The sequence below is a fragment of the Streptomyces sp. NPDC051105 genome, from assembly GCF_040682795.1.
Taxonomy (GTDB): Bacteria; Actinomycetota; Actinomycetes; order Streptomycetales; family Streptomycetaceae; genus Streptomyces.
Genome location: NZ_JBFBBR010000011.1, coordinates 1 through 17,834, shown reverse-complemented (window position 1 = coordinate 17,834; position 17,834 = coordinate 1). Strand labels below are relative to the sequence as shown.

12 protein-coding genes and 1 pseudogene are annotated in these 17,834 nt (G+C 70.2%); 12 read left to right on the top strand and 1 reads right to left on the bottom strand.

All coding sequences use genetic code 11. The features are described 5' to 3' along the window. Positions 1–11: 11 nt before the first annotated feature. Positions 12–1,010, bottom strand: a complete 999-nt coding sequence (locus AB0N16_RS26230; protein WP_365800679.1) for a hypothetical protein — start codon at positions 1,008–1,010, stop codon at positions 12–14. Between the two features lie 137 nt (positions 1,011–1,147). On the opposite strand from AB0N16_RS26230, the gene AB0N16_RS26225 reads away from it, so the two are divergent. The 12 genes and pseudogenes from AB0N16_RS26225 to AB0N16_RS26170 form a co-directional block, all read left to right on the top strand. Next, entirely contained in the window at positions 1,148–3,772 is a 2,625-nt protein-coding gene (locus AB0N16_RS26225) for a valine--tRNA ligase (protein ID WP_365800677.1), read from the top strand. A gap of 166 nt (positions 3,773–3,938) precedes the next feature. Continuing rightward, positions 3,939–6,383: a SpoIIE family protein phosphatase gene (locus AB0N16_RS26220; RefSeq protein ID WP_365800675.1), complete on the top strand. Its 2,445-nt coding sequence runs from the start codon at positions 3,939–3,941 to the stop codon at positions 6,381–6,383. Positions 6,384–6,438: 55 nt separating this feature from the next. After that, a complete protein-coding gene (locus AB0N16_RS26215; RefSeq protein WP_365800673.1) occupies positions 6,439–7,965 on the top strand; it encodes a folylpolyglutamate synthase/dihydrofolate synthase family protein in 1,527 nt (508 codons plus the stop codon). Positions 7,966–7,967: 2 nt separating this feature from the next. Next, the gene (locus tag AB0N16_RS26210) at positions 7,968–8,342 is read left to right on the top strand and encodes a DUF4233 domain-containing protein (protein WP_365800671.1); all 375 of its coding nucleotides are present in this window, start codon (positions 7,968–7,970) and stop codon (positions 8,340–8,342) included. Positions 8,343–8,494: 152 nt separating this feature from the next. Further along, positions 8,495–8,908 carry a nucleoside-diphosphate kinase gene (gene ndk, locus AB0N16_RS26205; RefSeq protein WP_362575699.1) on the top strand — a complete coding sequence of 138 codons (414 nt, stop codon included), beginning with the start codon at positions 8,495–8,497 and terminating at the stop codon, positions 8,906–8,908. A gap of 321 nt (positions 8,909–9,229) precedes the next feature. Continuing rightward, entirely contained in the window at positions 9,230–10,249 is a 1,020-nt protein-coding gene (locus tag AB0N16_RS26200) for a rod shape-determining protein (RefSeq protein WP_004001297.1), read from the top strand. 164 nt (positions 10,250–10,413) lie between these two features. Continuing rightward, positions 10,414–11,385 (top strand): rod shape-determining protein MreC, encoded by a 972-nt coding sequence (gene mreC / locus AB0N16_RS26195; protein WP_365800668.1) that lies wholly within the window; start codon positions 10,414–10,416, stop codon positions 11,383–11,385. 16 nt (positions 11,386–11,401) lie between these two features. After that, the gene (gene mreD, locus AB0N16_RS26190; protein ID WP_365800666.1) at positions 11,402–12,079 is read left to right on the top strand and encodes a rod shape-determining protein MreD; all 678 of its coding nucleotides are present in this window, start codon (positions 11,402–11,404) and stop codon (positions 12,077–12,079) included. 94 nt (positions 12,080–12,173) lie between these two features. After that, entirely contained in the window at positions 12,174–14,423 is a 2,250-nt protein-coding gene (gene mrdA / locus AB0N16_RS26185; protein ID WP_365800664.1) for a penicillin-binding protein 2, read from the top strand. Between the two features lie 28 nt (positions 14,424–14,451). Next, positions 14,452–15,651: a rod shape-determining protein RodA gene (gene rodA, locus AB0N16_RS26180; RefSeq protein ID WP_365800662.1), complete on the top strand. Its 1,200-nt coding sequence runs from the start codon at positions 14,452–14,454 to the stop codon at positions 15,649–15,651. 151 nt (positions 15,652–15,802) lie between these two features. Then, positions 15,803–17,320: a CYTH and CHAD domain-containing protein gene (locus AB0N16_RS26175; RefSeq protein WP_365800660.1), complete on the top strand. Its 1,518-nt coding sequence runs from the start codon at positions 15,803–15,805 to the stop codon at positions 17,318–17,320. A gap of 103 nt (positions 17,321–17,423) precedes the next feature. Further along, positions 17,424–17,834 (top strand): annotated as a pseudogene (locus AB0N16_RS26170) (B12-binding domain-containing radical SAM protein); the annotation flags it as partial.

Below are 17,834 nucleotides of genomic sequence, written 5' to 3'. Positions count from 1 at the left end.
GTCAGCGGTGGCTACTTGGCGACGCGCACCTCACTCCGTACATCGGCCGCGATCTTCGCCGACTCGTCGATGCCGTACGACTTCACCGCCGCCGTCGGCTCCACCATGCCGATGGTGCTGTAGTCCGCCCAGATGCACAGGTAGGCCGTCTGGGCCTTGCCGGTGAGCTGGTTCTTGCCCTTCGCCTGCTGGCACTTCATCACCGCGCCGTCCAGCCCGTCGGGCGAGACGGACCGGGCGTCGCCGACGAACTGCACGTCCTCGTCCGAGGTGCTGTCCTTCTTCATGTTGGCGAAGGTGGCGTCCAGCGCGGCCTCCGGGTCCTTCACCGACCCGTAGACGCCGAAGAGGGTGACGTTCTCGGCGGTCTGCGCCTTCGCCACGTCCGCCGGGTCGCTGGTGTCCAGGGACTCCAGGTCGACGGTCGAGTAGATCGCGGTGACCGAAGTGGCGTCGGTGACACCGGACTTGGCGAGATCCTCGGCGTCGCTCGAGCTCGTCTTCTGCTCGCTTGAGTCACCCACCCGCTTGTACTTGGCGGACAGGACCGAGGCCGGCGCGGTCAGCTTGTGCGGCCCGTCGTCCTCGAGTCCGCCGCTCCCGCCCCCGGCGAGCACGAAGTACGCGCCGACCGCGACGGCGGCCACCACCGCCACCGCGCCGATGACCAGGCCCGTCTTCTTCCTCCCGCCGCCCGGAGCCGGTGGCTGCGGAACGCCGTAGGGCTGCTGGCCGTACGGGGGCTGGCCGTAGGGCGGCTGCTGCTGGCCGTACGGGTTGTCCTGCGGGGGAACGCCCTGGGGCGGGTAGCCGTAGCCCGGCTGCTGGGGCTGCGGCGGCCGGCCGTAGGGCCCCGGCTGCGGCGGGGCCTGCTGGGGGTAGCCGTAGCCGGGCTGGGGCGCCTGCGGCGGCTGGCCGTACGGACCCGGCTGCTGCTGCGGCGGCCCTCCGTACGGGCCCGGCTGCTGCGGCGGCGGCCCTCCGTACGGACCCGGCTGGTGGTAGCTCATCTCTGGGTTCCCCTCCAGATGCTTATGTGTTCCTGACATCCTGGCTCAGCCACAGGGGACACACGGCACAGGGGTGCTCACCGTTACAGAACAAACGCGTTTCGGGACTGCCCCGTGACACCTCTAAACTGAGCCCCGTGACCGAGAATGCTCAGCAGCAGCCCACAGCGCCCAGCACCGAACTGCCGACCCAGTACGCGCCGGCCGACGTAGAGGGGACGCTGTACGAGCGCTGGGTGGAGCGCGGTTACTTCGCGGCCGACGCCAAGAGCGACAAGCCCGCGTACACCATCGTCATCCCCCCGCCCAACGTCACCGGCTCGCTGCACCTGGGCCACGCCTTCCAGCACACGCTGATGGACGCGCTGACCCGCCGCAAGCGCATGCAGGGCTACGAGTCGCTGTGGCTGCCCGGCATGGACCACGCCGGCATCGCCACCCAGAACAAGGTCGAGCAGCAGCTCGCCGAGGAGGGCAAGTCCCGCCAGGACCTCGGCCGCGAGGAGTTCGTCGAGCGCGTCTGGCAGTGGAAGGAAGAGTACGGCGGCAAGATCCTCGGCCAGATGCGCAGGCTCGGCGACGGTGTCGACTGGGACCGCGAGCGCTTCACCATGGACGAGGGCCTGTCCAAGGCCGTCCAGACCATCTTCAAGAAGCTCTACGACGACGAGCTGATCTACCGCGCCGAGCGCATCATCAACTGGTGCCCGCGCTGTCTGACGGCCATCTCGGACATCGAGGTGGAGTACCAGGAGGACGACGGCGAGCTGGTCTCCATCAAGTACGGCGAGGGCGACGAGACGCTGGTCGTCGCCACCACGCGTGCGGAGACGATGCTCGGTGACACCGCGGTCGCCGTCCACCCGGACGACGAGCGGTACCGGCACCTGGTCGGCAAGCGCATCAAGCTCCCGCTGACCGACCGCACGATCCCGGTCGTCGCGGACCCGCACGTCGACCCGGAGTTCGGCACGGGTGCCGTCAAGGTCACCCCGGCCCACGACCCGAACGACTTCGCGATCGGCCAGCGGCACGGCCTGGAGTCCATCACCGTGATGGACGAGCGGGCCGTCATCACCGTCCACGGCCCCTTCGAGGGCCTGGACCGCTTCGAGGCGCGGTCCGCGATCGTCGCGGCGCTGCGCTCGCAGGGCCGGATCGTCGCCGAGAAGCGGCCGTACGTCCACAGCGTCGGCCACTGCTCGCGCTGCAAGACCACCATCGAGCCGCGGCTGTCCATGCAGTGGTGGGTCAAGGTCGGCCCGCTGGCGAAGGCGGCCGGTGACGCGGTCCGCGACGGGCGGGTGAAGATCCACCCCGAGGACATGTCGAAGCGGTACTTCGACTGGGTCGACAACATGCACGACTGGTGCATCTCGCGCCAGCTGTGGTGGGGCCATCGCATCCCGGTCTGGTACGGCCCCAAGGGCGAGATCGTCTGCGTCGGCCCCGACGAGGAGCCGCCGGCGGGCGAGGGCTGGCGCCAGGACACCGACGTCCTCGACACCTGGTTCTCCTCCGGCCTGTGGCCGTTCTCCACCCTCGGCTGGCCCGAACAGACCGCGGACCTGCGGAAGTTCTACCCGACCGACGTCCTGCTCACCGGCCACGACATCATCTTCTTCTGGGTCGCCCGGATGATGATGTTCGGCCTGTACGCCATGGACGGCGAGGTTCCCTTCCGTACCATCGCGCTGACCGGCCTGGTCCGTGACGAGCGCGGCAAGAAGATGTCGAAGTCCTTCGGCAACGTCGTCGACCCGCTGGACTGGATGGACAAGTACGGCTCCGACGCCGTCCGCTTCACCCTGGCCCGCGGCGCCAACCCCGGCACCGACGTCCCGATCGGCGAGGAGTGGGTCCAGGCGTCCCGTAACTTCGCCAACAAGATCTGGAACGCGACCCGCTTCGCCCTGATGAACGGCGCGACCGTCGAGGGCCCGCTCCCGGACCCGGCCGAGATGTCGGCGACGGACCGCTGGATCCTCTCCCGCCTCAACGAGACGGTCGCCGAAGTCGACGCGTTCTACGACGACTTCCAGTTCGCGAAGCTGTCGGACTCCCTCTTCCACTTCGCGTGGGACGAGGTCTTCGACTGGTACGTCGAGCTGTCGAAGACGACGTTCCAGGCGGGCGGCCGCGGCGCCGAGGTCTCCCAGCGGGTCCTCGGCGAGGTCCTCGACGTCACCCTGAAGCTCCTCCACCCGGTGGTCCCGTTCGTCACGGACACCCTGTGGACGACGCTCACCGGCGGCGAATCGGTCGTCATCGCCGACTGGCCGTCCGACAGCGGCTTCCGCGACGAGGCGGCCGAGCGGGAGATCGGGAGTCTCCAGTCCGTCATCACCGAGGTCCGCCGCTTCCGCGCCGACCAGGGCCTGCAGCCCGGCCAGCGGGTCCCGGCCCGCCTCACCCTCGACGGCACGGCGCTCGCCCCGCACGAGGCGGCCATCCGCCAGCTGCTGCGCCTCCAGCCGGAGGGCGACGCCTTCGCGGCCACGGCCACCCTCCCGGTCGCCGGCGCCACGGTCGCCCTCGACCTCTCCGGCACGATCGACGTGGCGGCGGAGCGCAAGCGCCTCGCCAAGGACCTCGCGGCCGCCGAGAAGGAGAAGGCCCAGGCGACCGCCAAGCTGGGCAACGAGGCGTTCCTGGCGAAGGCCCCGGACAACGTGGTGGACAAGATCCGCGGCCGGCTGGCCAAGGCGGACGAGGACATCGCCCGGATCCAGGCCCAGCTGGACCGCCTTCCGCAGGCATAACCCGCACGTCTCCGCAGGCGTCCGGCAGCCCGTTCCCCGGGCCGCCGGGCGCCTGCGGGTATTTCCTCCGTCACCCAGCACGGACCGGCCACCGCCCTACAATCCAAAAGTAGGAACATGACCTTAATGTTCCGTTTTGATGCTTCGTGGCGGAGGGAACGCCCGCATGCAGCGCAGGGGCCGAACAAGGACACCTCCGCAAGGGGGACTGGTCCCCCTGACGGCTGTCACGGGCGCCCTGCTCGCGGTGCTCATCGGCCTCGTCTTCCTGATGCTGCTGTGGGCGATCCAGGACGCGCGCGGCTCCCTGGTGACCGCCCGGGGCGGCCGGCCGGCACTCACCCAGGCCATGACCGTCGAGAAGGCCGTGGTCGACATGGAGGGCGGTCAGCTGAGCTACGTCATCACCCGGCAGGACGAGTTCCTCAAGCCGTGGCGGGCGGGACGGGCCGCGTTCCCCGTGCAGGCACAGCGGCTCGTGGACATGAGCCCCTCCCCCTCCCAGCGGCAGCTCGCCCGGCAGATCCGGCAGTCCGGGCAGTCCTTCATCCACGACTACTCGGTCCCGCTCGTCGACGCGGCCCGGCGCGGCGATCCCGCCGCGGTCAGCAGCGCACGCACGCGGGAGGGCAGACAGCTCGTCGAGGCGCTCCGCGGTCAGCTCAGCGACTACCTCGCCGACGAGCGGGGCGTCATCGACAAGCAGGAGCACGCCCTTGAGCACCGGATGGACCACCTGACCTTCGCGGCATCCGTCGGTGTCGCCGGGGCGGTCCTGCTGATCGTCGGCTTCGGGGCCTACGTGACCCGGGTGATCGTCTGGCCGGTGCGCAGGATGGCCGTCACCGCCACCCGGCTCGCTGCCGGTGACCTCAGCGCCCGGGTGCCGCCCTCCGGCAGACGGGAGATCGGGCAGCTGGAGACGGCGTTCAACAGCATGGCCGCCTCCCTGGAGAAGAGCCACCGCCGGCTCCGACTGCTCTACGACGCCGGCACGGCCGTGGGCACCACCCTCGACGTGCGGCGGACCGCCGACGAACTCGTCCGGGTCGCCGTGCCCCGCTTCGCCGACCACGTCACCGTCGACCTGGCGGCGGCCGTCCTGACCGGCGGGGAGCCGGCGAACGACGACGGCGAGGGCCTGCGCCGGGTCGCCATCGGCGGCATCCGCGACGAGTCGCCACTGGCCCCGGTCGGCGCACCGGCCGCCCCCGGCCGGGCCGCCCCCGGCACCGGCGCGGCCCTCCACACCGACCTGCGCACCGCCCCGGCGGGGTGGGCCACCGACACCCGGTGCGTGGACCGGCTGCTCGCCTACGGCATGGGCTCGCTGATCACCGCGCCGCTGTCGGCACAGGGCGTCACGATGGGGGTGATCGCCTTCTGGCGGACCCGGGACTCCCCACCGTTCGAGAAGGACGACCTGTCCGACGCCGAGGAACTGGCCGCGAAGACCGCGGCCGCCATCGACAACGCGCGGCGCTACACCCGGGAGCGCGAGACCGCGCTGGCCCTCCAGCACAGCCTGCTGCCGCACAGCCTGCCCGCCCGGCCGGCCGTCGACATCGCCTACCGCTACCTCCCGACCGGTACCCGGGCCGGAGTCGGCGGCGACTGGCTCGACGTGATCCCGCTGTCGGGCACCCGGGTGGCCCTGGTCGTCGGAGACGTCGTCGGCCACGGCATTCAGGCCTCGGCCACCATGGGCCGGCTGCGCACGGCGGTCCGCACCCTCGCCGACGTCGACCTGCCGCCCGAGGAACTCCTCACCCACCTCGACGACCTCGTCCTGCACCTCGACGACGGCGCCCTGGAACCGGCCGGCGAGGTGGGCTCGACCTGCCTGTACGCCGTCTACGACCCCGTCTCGCGGCACTGCTCCCTCGCCAGCGCGGGCCATCCGCTGCCCTTCGTGATCACCCCGCAGGGCGCGGTGGAGAAGGCCCCCGGCCAGCCCGGACCGCCGCTCGGGCTCGGTGGCCTGGCGTTCGAGACGACCGAGCTGGACCTCGCCGGAGGCACCACCCTCGCGCTGTTCAGCAACGGGCTGGTGCACTCCCGCAACCTCGACCTGAGCCAGGGGCTCGACCGGCTCCGCCGTGCGCTGGCGACGCCCGGGGAGTCGCTGGAGGCGACCTGCGACCACGTGGTGGCAGCCCTGCGCACCGGCGAACCCGCCGACGACGTCACGCTGCTGCTGGCCCGCACCCGCGCCCTGCCCTGCGACCAGGTGGCCACCTGGGACGTCCCCTCGGACCCCGAGCACGTCGCCCGGGCCCGGACCCTGACCACCCGCCAGCTCGGCGCCTGGCAGCTGGACGACCTGTCGTTCACCACCGAACTGGTGGTCAGCGAGCTGGTCACCAACGCGATCCGCTACGGCGGCTCCCCGATCCAGCTGCGGCTCATCCGGGACACCACGATGCTGATCTGCGAGGTCTCCGACGGCAGCAGCACCGCCCCCCACCTGCGGCGGGCCCGCGTCTTCGACGAGGGCGGCCGCGGCCTGCTGCTGGTCGCCCAGCTCACCCAGCGCTGGGGCACCCGGCAGACCTCCGCCGGCAAGACCATCTGGTGCGAGCAGGCCCTGCCCCCCGCGGAACCTTCCTGACCTTCCCGGGCCTCCTGGGCCGCCGGGTCCGTGCGGCGCTCCGTAGACTGGTGCCGTGAGTGATCTGCCCCCGCGCGACCCCCATGACAGCTTCGACGAGAACCTCGAAGACAACTTCGACGACATCGTCGCGGCCGAGACGGACCGCGACCCCGATCTCGCGGTGATCGAGGCCGGCAGCCGGACCCTGCGTACCCAGGGCGGCCCGGCGCAGGCCGACGTCCCGGCCCGCCCCGAGGACCCCGAGGTCGACCGGGCCCTGCGCGAGGTCGAGGCGGAGCTGGCGACCCGCTGGGGCGAGACCAAGCTGGAGCCGTCGGTCACCCGGATCACCGCCCTCATGGACGTCCTGGGCGAGCCCCAGCGGGCGTACCCGTCGATCCACATCACCGGCACCAACGGCAAGACCTCCACCGCCCGCATGGTCGAGGCCCTGCTCGGCGCTTTCGACCTGCGCACCGGCCGCTACACCAGCCCCCACGTGCAGTCGGTCACCGAGCGCATCAGCCTCGACGGCGCCCCGATCTCCGCCGAGCGGTTCATCGAGACCTACCAGGACATCAAGCCGTACGTCGAGATGGTCGACTCCCGGCAGGAGTACCGGCTCTCCTTCTTCGAGGTGCTCACCGGCATGGCGTACGCGGCGTTCGCGGACGCCCCCGTCGACGTGGCCGTCGTCGAGGTCGGCATGGGCGGCTCCTGGGACGCCACCAACGTCATCGACGGGGACGTCGCCGTCGTCACCCCCATCGACCTCGACCACACCGACCGGCTCGGCGAGACCACCGCCGAGATCGCCGGCGAGAAGGCCGGGATCATCAAGCAGGACGCCACCGTGATCCTGGCCCAGCAGCCGGTGGACGCGGCCCAGGTGCTGCTGAAGAAGGCCGTCGAGGTGGACGCCACGGTGGCCCGGGAGGGCCTGGAGTTCGGCGTGGTCGCCCGCCAGGTCGCCGTCGGCGGCCAGCTGCTCACCCTGCGCGGCCTCGGCGGCGAGTACGACCAGGTCTTCCTCCCGCTGCACGGCCCGTACCAGGCCCACAACGCGGCCGTCGCGCTGGCCGCCGTGGAGGCGTTCTTCGGCGTCGGCTCCCAGCGCCCCGAGCCCCTCGCCATCGACACGGTCCGCAAGGCGTTCGCGGCGGTCACCTCGCCGGGCCGTCTCGAAGTCGTACGGCGCTCTCCCACCGTCGTCCTGGACGCCGCACACAACCCGGCCGGCGCCCGCGCCACCGCCGAGGCGGTCGGCGAGGCCTTCGACTTCAGCCGGCTGATCGGCGTGGTCGGGGCGAGCGGCGACAAGAACGTCCGGGGCCTCCTGGAGGCCTTCGAACCGATCTTCGCCGAGGTCGTGATCACCCAGAACTCCAGCCACCGCGCGATGGACTCGGACGAACTGGCCGCGGTCGCCGTCGAGGTGTTCGGCGAGGACCGCGTCCAGGTCGAGCCGCGGCTGCCCGACGCCCTGGAGGCCGCGATCACGCTGGCCGAGGAGGAGGGCGAGTTCGCGGGCGCGGGGGTGCTGGTCACCGGCTCGGTCATCACGGTCGGCGAGGCCCGGCTGCTCCTGGGGAGGGCCTGATCATGCGGACGCTCTGCTCCTCCACCCTGATCGGCGAGTTCTTCGTCATCGGCTTCGCCGCGCTGGTCGCCATGAAGGACCCCGACCTGTCCACCGCCACGGTGTGGCTGGTCAGCGGCATCGCGATGTTCCTCTGCGTGGCCCTGTGCGGTGTGCTCACCCGCCCCGCCGGCATCGCCCTCGGCTGGGCCCTGCAGATCGCCCTGATCGCCTCCGGCGTCTTCGTGCCGACGATGTACTTCATGGGCGCGGTCTTCGCGGCCCTGTGGTGGGCGTCGGTGCACTACGGCAGGAAGATCGACGAGGCGAAGGCGCGCTTCGCGGCGCAGAGCACCGAGAACAGCCTGTCCGGGGGTGCCCCCTCTGGGGGAGTCTGAGGGCGAGGCCGTTCAGGCCGGAGCGGGGAGTCCGGCGGGCGGCAGCCCCCGGCCACCGGTGACAGGGTCTACTGACACTGCGTGACGAACGCCCGGACCAGCCCTGTAGCCTCTCCTCACCGCACACGTAAGTACCGCGAAGGAGCCCTCACGTGACTCAGCGCACCCTCGTCCTGCTCAAGCCCGACGCCGTCCGTCGCGGCCTGACCGGCGAGATCATCGGCCGTATCGAGCGCAAGGCCGACTGGCGGATCACCGCGCTGGAGCTGCGCTCCCTGGAGCGGGCGACACTGGAGCAGCACTACGCCGAGCACGTCGGCAAGCCGTTCTACGAGCCGCTGGTCGAGTTCATGGCCTCCGGCCCGGTCGTCGCCCTGATCGTCGAGGGCGAGCGGGTCATCGAGGGCATCCGCGCACTGGCCGGCCCCACCGACCCGATCGCCGCCGCGCCGGGCTCGATCCGCGGCGACTTCGGGGTGATCGTCCGCGAGAACCTGATCCACGCGTCCGACTCCGAGGAGTCCGCCGAGCGCGAGGTCAAGATCTTCTTCCCGGGCCGCGCCTGACTCCCCGGGGCGGGTCCCCGTAGAGTTTCCGTAGATTTTTCTGACTGGATGTCAGTCCGCTACTCCGTCTGGCCTGGGACGGTCGAATGATTTCGGCCGTCCCTCGGCATATGCGCGCCGATCGGGGGAACGAGTGCCCCCGTCGGACCGTCTCCACAAGCGAGGCGGCCCTCTCCGTGATGACAATGGCGAAGACCCTCGCGCAGTGTTCGTGCAGGCGCGTCTACGATGTAAGCCTTCACGTCACAGCACCCACTTCGCCGACCTGAAATGCCCTCAAAAGCTCCCAGGAAGGCCAGACGAATCCTGATGGGGAACTCAATGTCGTTCATCGGCCGTGACATGGCTGTCGACCTCGGGACCGCCAACACGCTGGTGTACGTCAGGGGTCGCGGGATCGTACTCAACGAACCGTCCGTCGTCGCGATCAACACGAACACCGGTGGAATTCTCGCGGTCGGCGCGGAAGCGAAGAAGATGATCGGGCGCACGCCCGGCAACATCGTCGCCGTACGTCCGCTGAAGGACGGCGTGATCGCCGACTTCGAGATCACCGAGCGGATGCTCCGCTACTTCATCCTGAAGATCCACAAGCGGCGCTACCTGGCGCGGCCGCGGGTCGTCGTGTGCGTGCCCTCCGGTATCACCGGTGTCGAGCGCCGCGCGGTGATCGAGGCGTCGTCGCAGGCCGGTGCCCGCCAGGTGCACATCATCGAGGAGCCCATGGCGGCCGCCATCGGTTCCGGCCTGCCGGTCCACGAGGCCACGGGCAACATGGTGGTGGACATCGGCGGCGGCACCACGGAGGTCGCGGTCATCTCGCTGGGCGGCATCGTCACCGCCCAGTCGATCCGTGTCGCGGGCGACGAGCTGGACAACGCGATCATCCAGCACATCAAGAAGGAGTACAGCCTCCTTCTCGGTGAGCGGACGGCCGAGCAGATCAAGATCACGATCGGTTCGGCGTACGACCTGGACTCCGACGAGCACACCGAAATCCGCGGCCGGGACCTGGTGTCCGGGCTGCCGAAGACCGTCGTCATCTCGGCCGCCGAGGTCCGCAAGGCGATCGAGGAACCCGTCAACGCGATCGTGGACGCCGTCAAGACCACGCTGGACAAGTGCCCGCCGGAGCTGTCCGGCGACATCATGGACAGGGGAATCGTTCTGACCGGCGGCGGAGCACTGCTGCGCGGTCTGGACGAGCGGCTGCGCCGGGAGACCGGCATGCCGATCCACATCGCCGAGGACCCACTGGACAGCGTGGCGCTCGGCTCCGGCAAGTGCGTCGAGGAATTCGAGGCGCTCCAGCAGGTCCTGGACGCCCAGCCGCGCAGATGACGTAACTCTTCGATTCCGCCGTACGAGATGATCCCCTCTCGTGCGGCGGATCGTTGATATGGAGGCATAGGCTCACACGAACGAGCTTCCTCCCCCCTGACTTCCCCCCGATTCACCACACAAGCTCCCGCAAGTTCCTATCGAGGAAGGCACGGCCGCCGCACGTGAGGGACACGAAAGAGAGCCGGCTGCTCCTGGTGCTGCTGATCGCCATCGCGTTCGCGCTGATCACGGTGGACATCCGAGGTGGCAGGAACTCCCCGGTCGACGGCGCCCGGCAGGCCGCGGCCGCGGCCTTCGGCCCGATCGAGAACGGCATGTCGACGGTGGTGGACCCGGTGGGCAACGCCGTCTCCGCCATCCGCGACTCCGGCGAACGGCACGACCGGCTGGCCCGGCTGGAGAAGCAGAACGCGACCCTCAAGGCGAAGCTCGGCAGCAACGACCGCAACCGCAGCCGCCTGGCGCAGCTCGACAAGATGCTGAACATCGCCGCCGAGGGCCAGTACGGCATCAAGGGCGCCCAGGTCATCGCCATAGGGTCGGCGCAGGGCTTCTCCTGGACCATCACCATCGACGTCGGCGCCAACGACGGCATCAAGCGCGACATGACCGTCCTCAACGGCAACGGCCTGGTCGGCCGCGTCACCACCGTCGGCCCCGACGCCTCCACCGTCCTGCTCGCCAACGACCCCGACTTCACCGTCGGCACCCGCATGGAGGGCAGCGACGAACTCGGCTTCGCCTCCGGGCAGGGCGACCGCCCGCTGCGCGTCGAACTCCTCAACGGCAAGGCCGAGGTGAAGAAGGGCGACCGGCTCGTCACCTTCGGCTCCCAGGCCGACCGGCCCTTCGTGCCCGGCGTCCCGGTCGGCACGGTCTCCAGCGTCGACCCGTCCAACGGCGGCCTCACCCGCACCCTCTACGTCACGCCGTTCGTGTCCTTCACCAAGCTCGACGTCGTCGGCGTGGTCGTCGAGGCGCCCAAGAAGGACCCGCGTGACGAGGTGCTCCCGGCCAAGCCGAAGCCGACACCGACCCCGACGGTGACCGTCACGGTCACCCCGTCCGCGAGCGCGAACACGGGATCGGACTCGGGCACGGACTCGTCGGACACCACCAACCAGCAGCGGTAGGAGCTGAATCCCCTTCATGCGTGTCAACCGGATCCTGCTCTCCTCCGCCCTGGTCGTCGTCGCCCTGGTGGTCCAGGTGAGCGTCCTCGCCCGCCTCCATCTGCCGGGCGCCGTCCCCGACCTGATGCTGCTCACCGTCCTCGGCCTCGCCATGGTGTACGGCCATGTCGGCGGCGCCCTCGTCGGCTTCGGCGCCGGACTCCTCGCCGACCTCGCCCCGCCCGCCGACCACGCGGCCGGGCGGTACGCCCTGGTGCTGTGCGTCGTCGGCTACTTCGCGGGCCTGATCAAGCCGGAGAACGGCCGGCTGAAGTCCGCGACGGGGCCGATGCTCGTCGTGGTCGCCGCCGCCGTCGGCTCCACCCTGCTGTACGCCGGCGTCGGCGCCCTCGTCGGCGACACCGCCGCCCGGCACGTCGGCATGACCAGCCTGCTGATCAGCGCCGCCCTCTACGACCTGCTGCTCGCCCCGTTCGTGGTCCCCGGCATCATGTGGCTGGCCCGCCGTGCCGACAGCGACCCGCTGACGGAGGCCAACTCCGGCACCAGGGCGGGCGACATCTCCTCCGGCTGGCTCTCCTCCGGCACCGGACTGCGCATCGGCGGCCAGCGCGGCGGCCTCGGCTCCCTGAAGGCCAGGGCGCGCACCCGCAACGTCCGCGTCGGCCGGATCAAGGGGGTCAAGCGCCTGTGAGGGCACCGGAGTTCACCCGGGGGCCCGGCGACGCGGCGCACAGCTTCGTCGTATATGACACATACACACATCACTGAGAGGGGGAGGCAACCCAGTGACCAACATTCCCGAGACCGGTCGGACCCCACGGGTCCAGATCCGTCTCGTCGTCATCCAGATCCTGGTCCTCTCCCTGCTCGGCACCCTCGGCGGCCGCCTGTGGTACCTGCAGATCCGGGAGGGCGCCGAGTACCAGAAGGAAGCCTCCGGCAACCACGTCCAGCAGGTCGTCGATCCCGCCGTACGCGGCTCGATCCTGGACGCGCGCGGAGTCCCCATCGCGGACAACGAGACCCGGCTGGTCGTCTCCGCCTCCCGCACCGACCTGCTCAAGCAGGCGGACGACGGCAAGGCGGTCCTCACCAAGCTCGCCGGCGTCCTCGGGATGAGCCCCACCGAGGTCATGCAGAAGGTCCGCCTCTGCGACTCCAAGACCCCGCAGCCCTGCTGGAACGGCTCCCCCTACCAGCCGATCCCGATCACCGACGAGGCCACCGCCAAGCAGGCCCTGCAGATCCGCGAGCGCGCCGAGGACTTCCCCGGCATCACCGCCGAGCCCGAGGCCGTACGCCGCTACCCGGCCCCCGGCAAGGCCAACACCTCCCAGGTCCTCGGCTACCTCTCCCCGGTCACCGACGCCGAGATCCAGCAGGCCCAGAACACCAGCTCGCCCTACCTGCGCTCGGACATGGTCGGCCGCTCCGGCCTGGAGCGCGAGTACGACAAGGAACTGCGCGGCAAGGCAGGCGTCACCCGCTACGAGGTGGACAACCTCGGCCGGGTCATCGGCAAGGCCAAGTCCGACGCCGCCGAGCCCGGTTCCAACCTGGTCACCAGCATCGACTCCCGCGTCCAGCGGGTCGCCGAGTACGAGCTGGACAACGCGATGAAGGTCGCCCGCAAGCAGTACGACAAGATCACCCAGGAGAACTACAAGGCCGACTCCGGCGCCGTCGTCGTGATGGAGGCCAAGACCGGCCGGATCGTCGCCATGGCCTCCGCGCCGACCTACGACCCGAACGTCTGGGTCGGCGGCATCTCCGCCAAGGACTACAAGGCCCTCACCGGCAAGAACTCCGACTACCCGCTGCTCAACAGGGCCATACAGGGTCAGGCGGCGCCCGGTTCGACGTTCAAGGTGGTCTCCACGGCCGCCGCGGTCCAGGCCGGCTACGTCTGGGACGGCGGCTACCCCTGCACGAGTTCGTACTCGGTGGGCGGCCAGGTCTTCAAGAACTTCGAGGGCGAGAACTTCGGCCCGATCTCGCTCGGCCGCGCCCTGGAGGTGTCCTGCGACACCGTCTTCTACGGCCTCGCCGACCGCGAGTGGAAGAAGGACGGCGGCATCAACCCGAAGAAGGGCGAGCCCAAGGACTGGTTCTTCAAGACCGCCCACCAGTTCGGCCTCGGCAAGGAGACCGGCGTCGACCTCCCCAACGAGGTCACCGGCCGGGTCCCCGACCGCCAGTGGAAGCTCGACTACTGGAAGGCCAACAAGGACGCCTGGTGCAAGTCCGGCAAGAAGGACGGCACCTACGTCCAGAAGATCGAGTACGAGAACTGCCTCGAAGGCAACAAGATGCGCGAGGGCGACGAGATCAACTACTCCATCGGCCAGGGCGACACCCTCGTCACGCCGATCCAGGAGGCGATGATCTACGGCGCGGTGGCCAACGGCGGCACCGAGTACCAGCCGACCATCGGCAAGGCCATCGTCAGCGCCGACGGCAAGTCCGTCCAGGAGATCAAGCCCAAGGCGCTGCGCAAGCTGCCCGTCAGCCAGGCCACCCTCAAGGGCATGGACGAGGCCTTCGCGGGCGTCATCACCCGCGGTACCGCCGCGTGGAAGTTCGGCGGCTGGCCGCAGGACAAGATCGCCCTGCACGGCAAGACCGGTACCGCCGAGGTCTACGGCAAGCAGACCACGTCGTGGCTCGCCACCTACAGCAAGGACTACACGGTCATCATGACCATCGCCCAGGCCGGTACCGGTTCCGGTGCCTCCGGTGAGGCGGTCCGCAACATCTACAGCGCGCTGTACGGCGTCGGTGCCGACGGCTCCATCGACAAGTCCAAGGCGCTGCTCTACACCCCGCAGCAGGGCCTGCCGAAGGTCCGCACGGACGGCACCATCGCCTCCCCGAAGATCTCCAAGGACCCGGTGAAGGACTTCCAGGCGAGCCAGCAGGGCGACAAGGGCGACGACGGCCAGCAGACCCCGGCCACCACGTCCTCGCCGTCGACGGGCAACCGCGACACCCGAAGGCGGGCGCGGAAGAGGGGAAGCCGGAGGATGCCGACGTGAGCAGCGTTTCTGGCGGGAGGTTCCCGGCATGACCGGAGTCAACAGCTTCTCCGTCTCCGGCTACGGTCCCGCGCGGGCCGGCTGGACCCGGCTGTTCGCCCGGGACTCGCTGGCCCGCCGCCTGGACTGGCCGATGCTGATGGCGGCCCTGGCGCTGTCCCTGCTGGGCTCGCTGCTGGTGTTCTCGGCGACCCGCAACCGCACCGAGATCAACCAGGGCGACCAGTACTACTTCCTGTTCCGGCACCTGATGAACACCGGCATCGGGCTCGCCCTGATGATCGCCACGGTCTGGATCGGCCACCGCCAGCTGCGCAACGCGGTGCCGATCCTCTACGGCCTGTCGCTGCTCGGCATCCTCGCCGTGCTCACCCCGCTGGGCTCCACCGTCAACGGCGCGCACTCCTGGATCGTGCTCGGCGGCGGCTTCTCGCTCCAGCCGTCCGAGTTCGTCAAGATCACCATCATCCTGGGGATGGCGATGATACTGGCGGCCCGGGTCGACGCCGGCGACAAGAAGTACCCCGACCACCGCACGGTCCTGCAGGCCCTGGGCCTGGCCTCGGTGCCGATCCTGATCGTGCTCCTGATGCCCGACCTCGGCTCGGTCATGGTCATGGTCATCATCATCCTGGCCGTGCTGCTCGCCTCCGGCGCCTCCAACCGCTGGATCTTCGGCCTGCTCGCGACCGGCCTGCTGGGCGCGATCGCGGTCTGGCAGCTGCACATCCTGGACGAGTACCAGATCAACCGCTTCGCGGCCTTCGCCAACCCCGACCTCGACCCCGCGGGCGTCGGCTACAACACCAACCAGGCCCGGATCGCCATCGGTTCCGGCGGCCTGACCGGCGCCGGTCTGTTCCACGGCTCGCAGACCACCGGCCAGTTCGTCCCCGAGCAGCAGACCGACTTCGTCTTCACGGTGGCGGGGGAGGAGCTGGGCTTCGTCGGCGCGGGCCTGATCATCGTGCTCCTCGGCGTCGTCCTGTGGCGGGCCTGCCGTATCGCCCGCGAGACGACCGAGCTGTACGGCACGGTCGTGGCGGCGGGGATCGTGGCCTGGTTCGCGTTCCAGGCGTTCGAGAACATCGGCATGACCCTCGGGATCATGCCGGTCACCGGCCTGCCGCTGCCGTTCGTGTCGTACGGCGGCTCGTCGATGTTCGCGGTGTGGGTGGCGGTGGGGCTGTTGCAGTCGATCAGGGTGCAGCGCCCGATGTCGGCGTAACGGGTTGATGCCGGCATAGCCGCCGGACGCCCTGAGGGTGAGGTGGACATGTCGTTTCCGATGTGTTCACCTCACCCACATTCAGATTTTTCCTCCGATTTGCCTCCGGTGCCCGCTGTCCCTGTGCGGCGAGGGCAACTAGATTCGGTTCATGGCGGATACGAAGCGTGAGATCGAGCGCAAGTACGAATCCGACGAGAGTGGACTGCCCGACCTGACCGGCGTCGCCGGCGTGGCGAACGTCGTGGACAAGGGCACCGCCGAACTCGACGCGACCTACCACGACACCTCAGACCTGCGCCTGGCCTCGGCCAGAGTCACCCTGCGCCACCGCACCGGCGGCACCGACGCCGGCTGGCACCTCAAACTCCCGGTGGCCCCCGGCATCCGGGACGAGATCCACGCACCGCTCTCCGACACGATCCCCGACGAACTGGCCGGCCTGGCCCGCTCCCGCGTCCGCGAGGGCCAGCTGGTCCCGGTGATCCGGCTGCGCACCACCCGCGACATCCGCCACCTCGTCGACGCGCACGGCGCCCTGCTCGCCGAGGTGAGCGTGGACCGCGTCCGGGCCGAACGGCTCTTCGGCGGCGCGGGCAAGGCCCAGTGGACCGAGATCGAGGTGGAACTCGCCGACGGCGGCGACCCGGCCTTCCTCGACAAGGTGGAGAAACGGTTGGGCAAGGCGGACGTACGACCGTCGAAGTCCGCCTCCAAACTGGCCCGGGCGCTGGCCGAGACCAAGGGCGCAAAACCGCACCCGCCGAAGCCGGACTCCGGCGCGCCCGTCACGGCCGGCGACCACGTCCTGGCCTACGTCCGCGCCCAGCGGGACGCGATCGTCGAACTCGACCCCGCCGTACGCCTGGACACCGAGGAGGGCGTCCACGACATGCGGGTGGCCACCCGCCGGCTGCGCAGCACCTTCCGCTCCTTCGGCAAGGTCCTCGACCGGGAGGTCACCGACCCGGTCGCGGACGAGCTGAAGTGGCTCGCCGGGGAACTCGGCGAGGGCCGCGACCAGGAGGTCCTCGCCGAACGCCTGATGACCGCCCTGGACGAGGTCCCCGGCCCCCTCGTCTCCGGCCCGATCCACGACCGTCTGCAGGCCTGGGCCGAGGCCGGCCAAAGCGGCTCCCGGCGCCGGCTGCTCGGCGTCCTGAACTCCAAGCGCTACCTCGCCCTGCTGGACACCCTGGACACCCTGATCGCCGACCCGCCACTGCGCGAAGCGGCCGCCGGGAAACCGGAGAAGGTCCTCGCCAAGGCCGTGCACAAGGACTTCGCGAAGGTGACCGACCTGATCGAGACGGCCATGGCACAGCCCGCCGGCCACGACCGCGACCTCGGCCTGCACGAGGCCCGCAAGAAGGCCAAGCGCACCCGCTACGCGGCCGAGGCGGCCCGCCCCGCCCTCGGCGGCCCGGCGAAGTCCCTGGTCAAGTCCATGAAGTCGCTGCAGTCCCGGCTCGGCGAGCACCAGGACAGCGTGATGGCCCGCGAGACCCTGCGCGAACTGTCCGCGGTGGCCCACGCGGCCGGGGAGAGCGCGTTCACCTACGGGCTGCTGTACGGCCGCGAGGAGCGGCGGGCGGCGGCGGTGCAGGCGGAGGCGCCGGCCGTCTGGAAGAAGATCAAGAAGAAGACCGGGAAGGATGCGCCCGTCTGAGCGGGCGTACGGGGGACACCGCCGGGCGCGCTACGCTGGATGACCACCCTCCCCCCAGCCTCCGGCCGGGGGTGCCCCCAGTCAGCTCACAAAGGTCCGCGAGATGCCTGCCGAAGCCGCCGCCCCGGTCGCCGAGTCTGTGTTCCCGCAGCTCGAAGCTCTGCTCCCGCATGTGCAGAAGCCGATCCAGTACGTCGGCGGTGAGCTCAACTCCACGGTCAAGCCGTGGGAGGACTGCGACGTCCGCTGGGCGCTGATGTACCCCGACGCCTACGAGGTCGGCCTGCCCAACCAGGGCGTCATGATCCTCTACGAGGTCCTCAACGAGCAGCAGGGCGTCCTGGCCGAGCGCACGTACAGCGTGTGGCCCGACCTGGAGGCGCTGATGCGCGAGCACCGCGTCCCGCAGTTCACGGTGGACAGCCACCGGCCCGTCCGCGCCTTCGACGTCCTGGGCCTGAGCTTCTCCACGGAACTCGGCTACACGAACATGCTCACGGCCCTCGACCTCGCG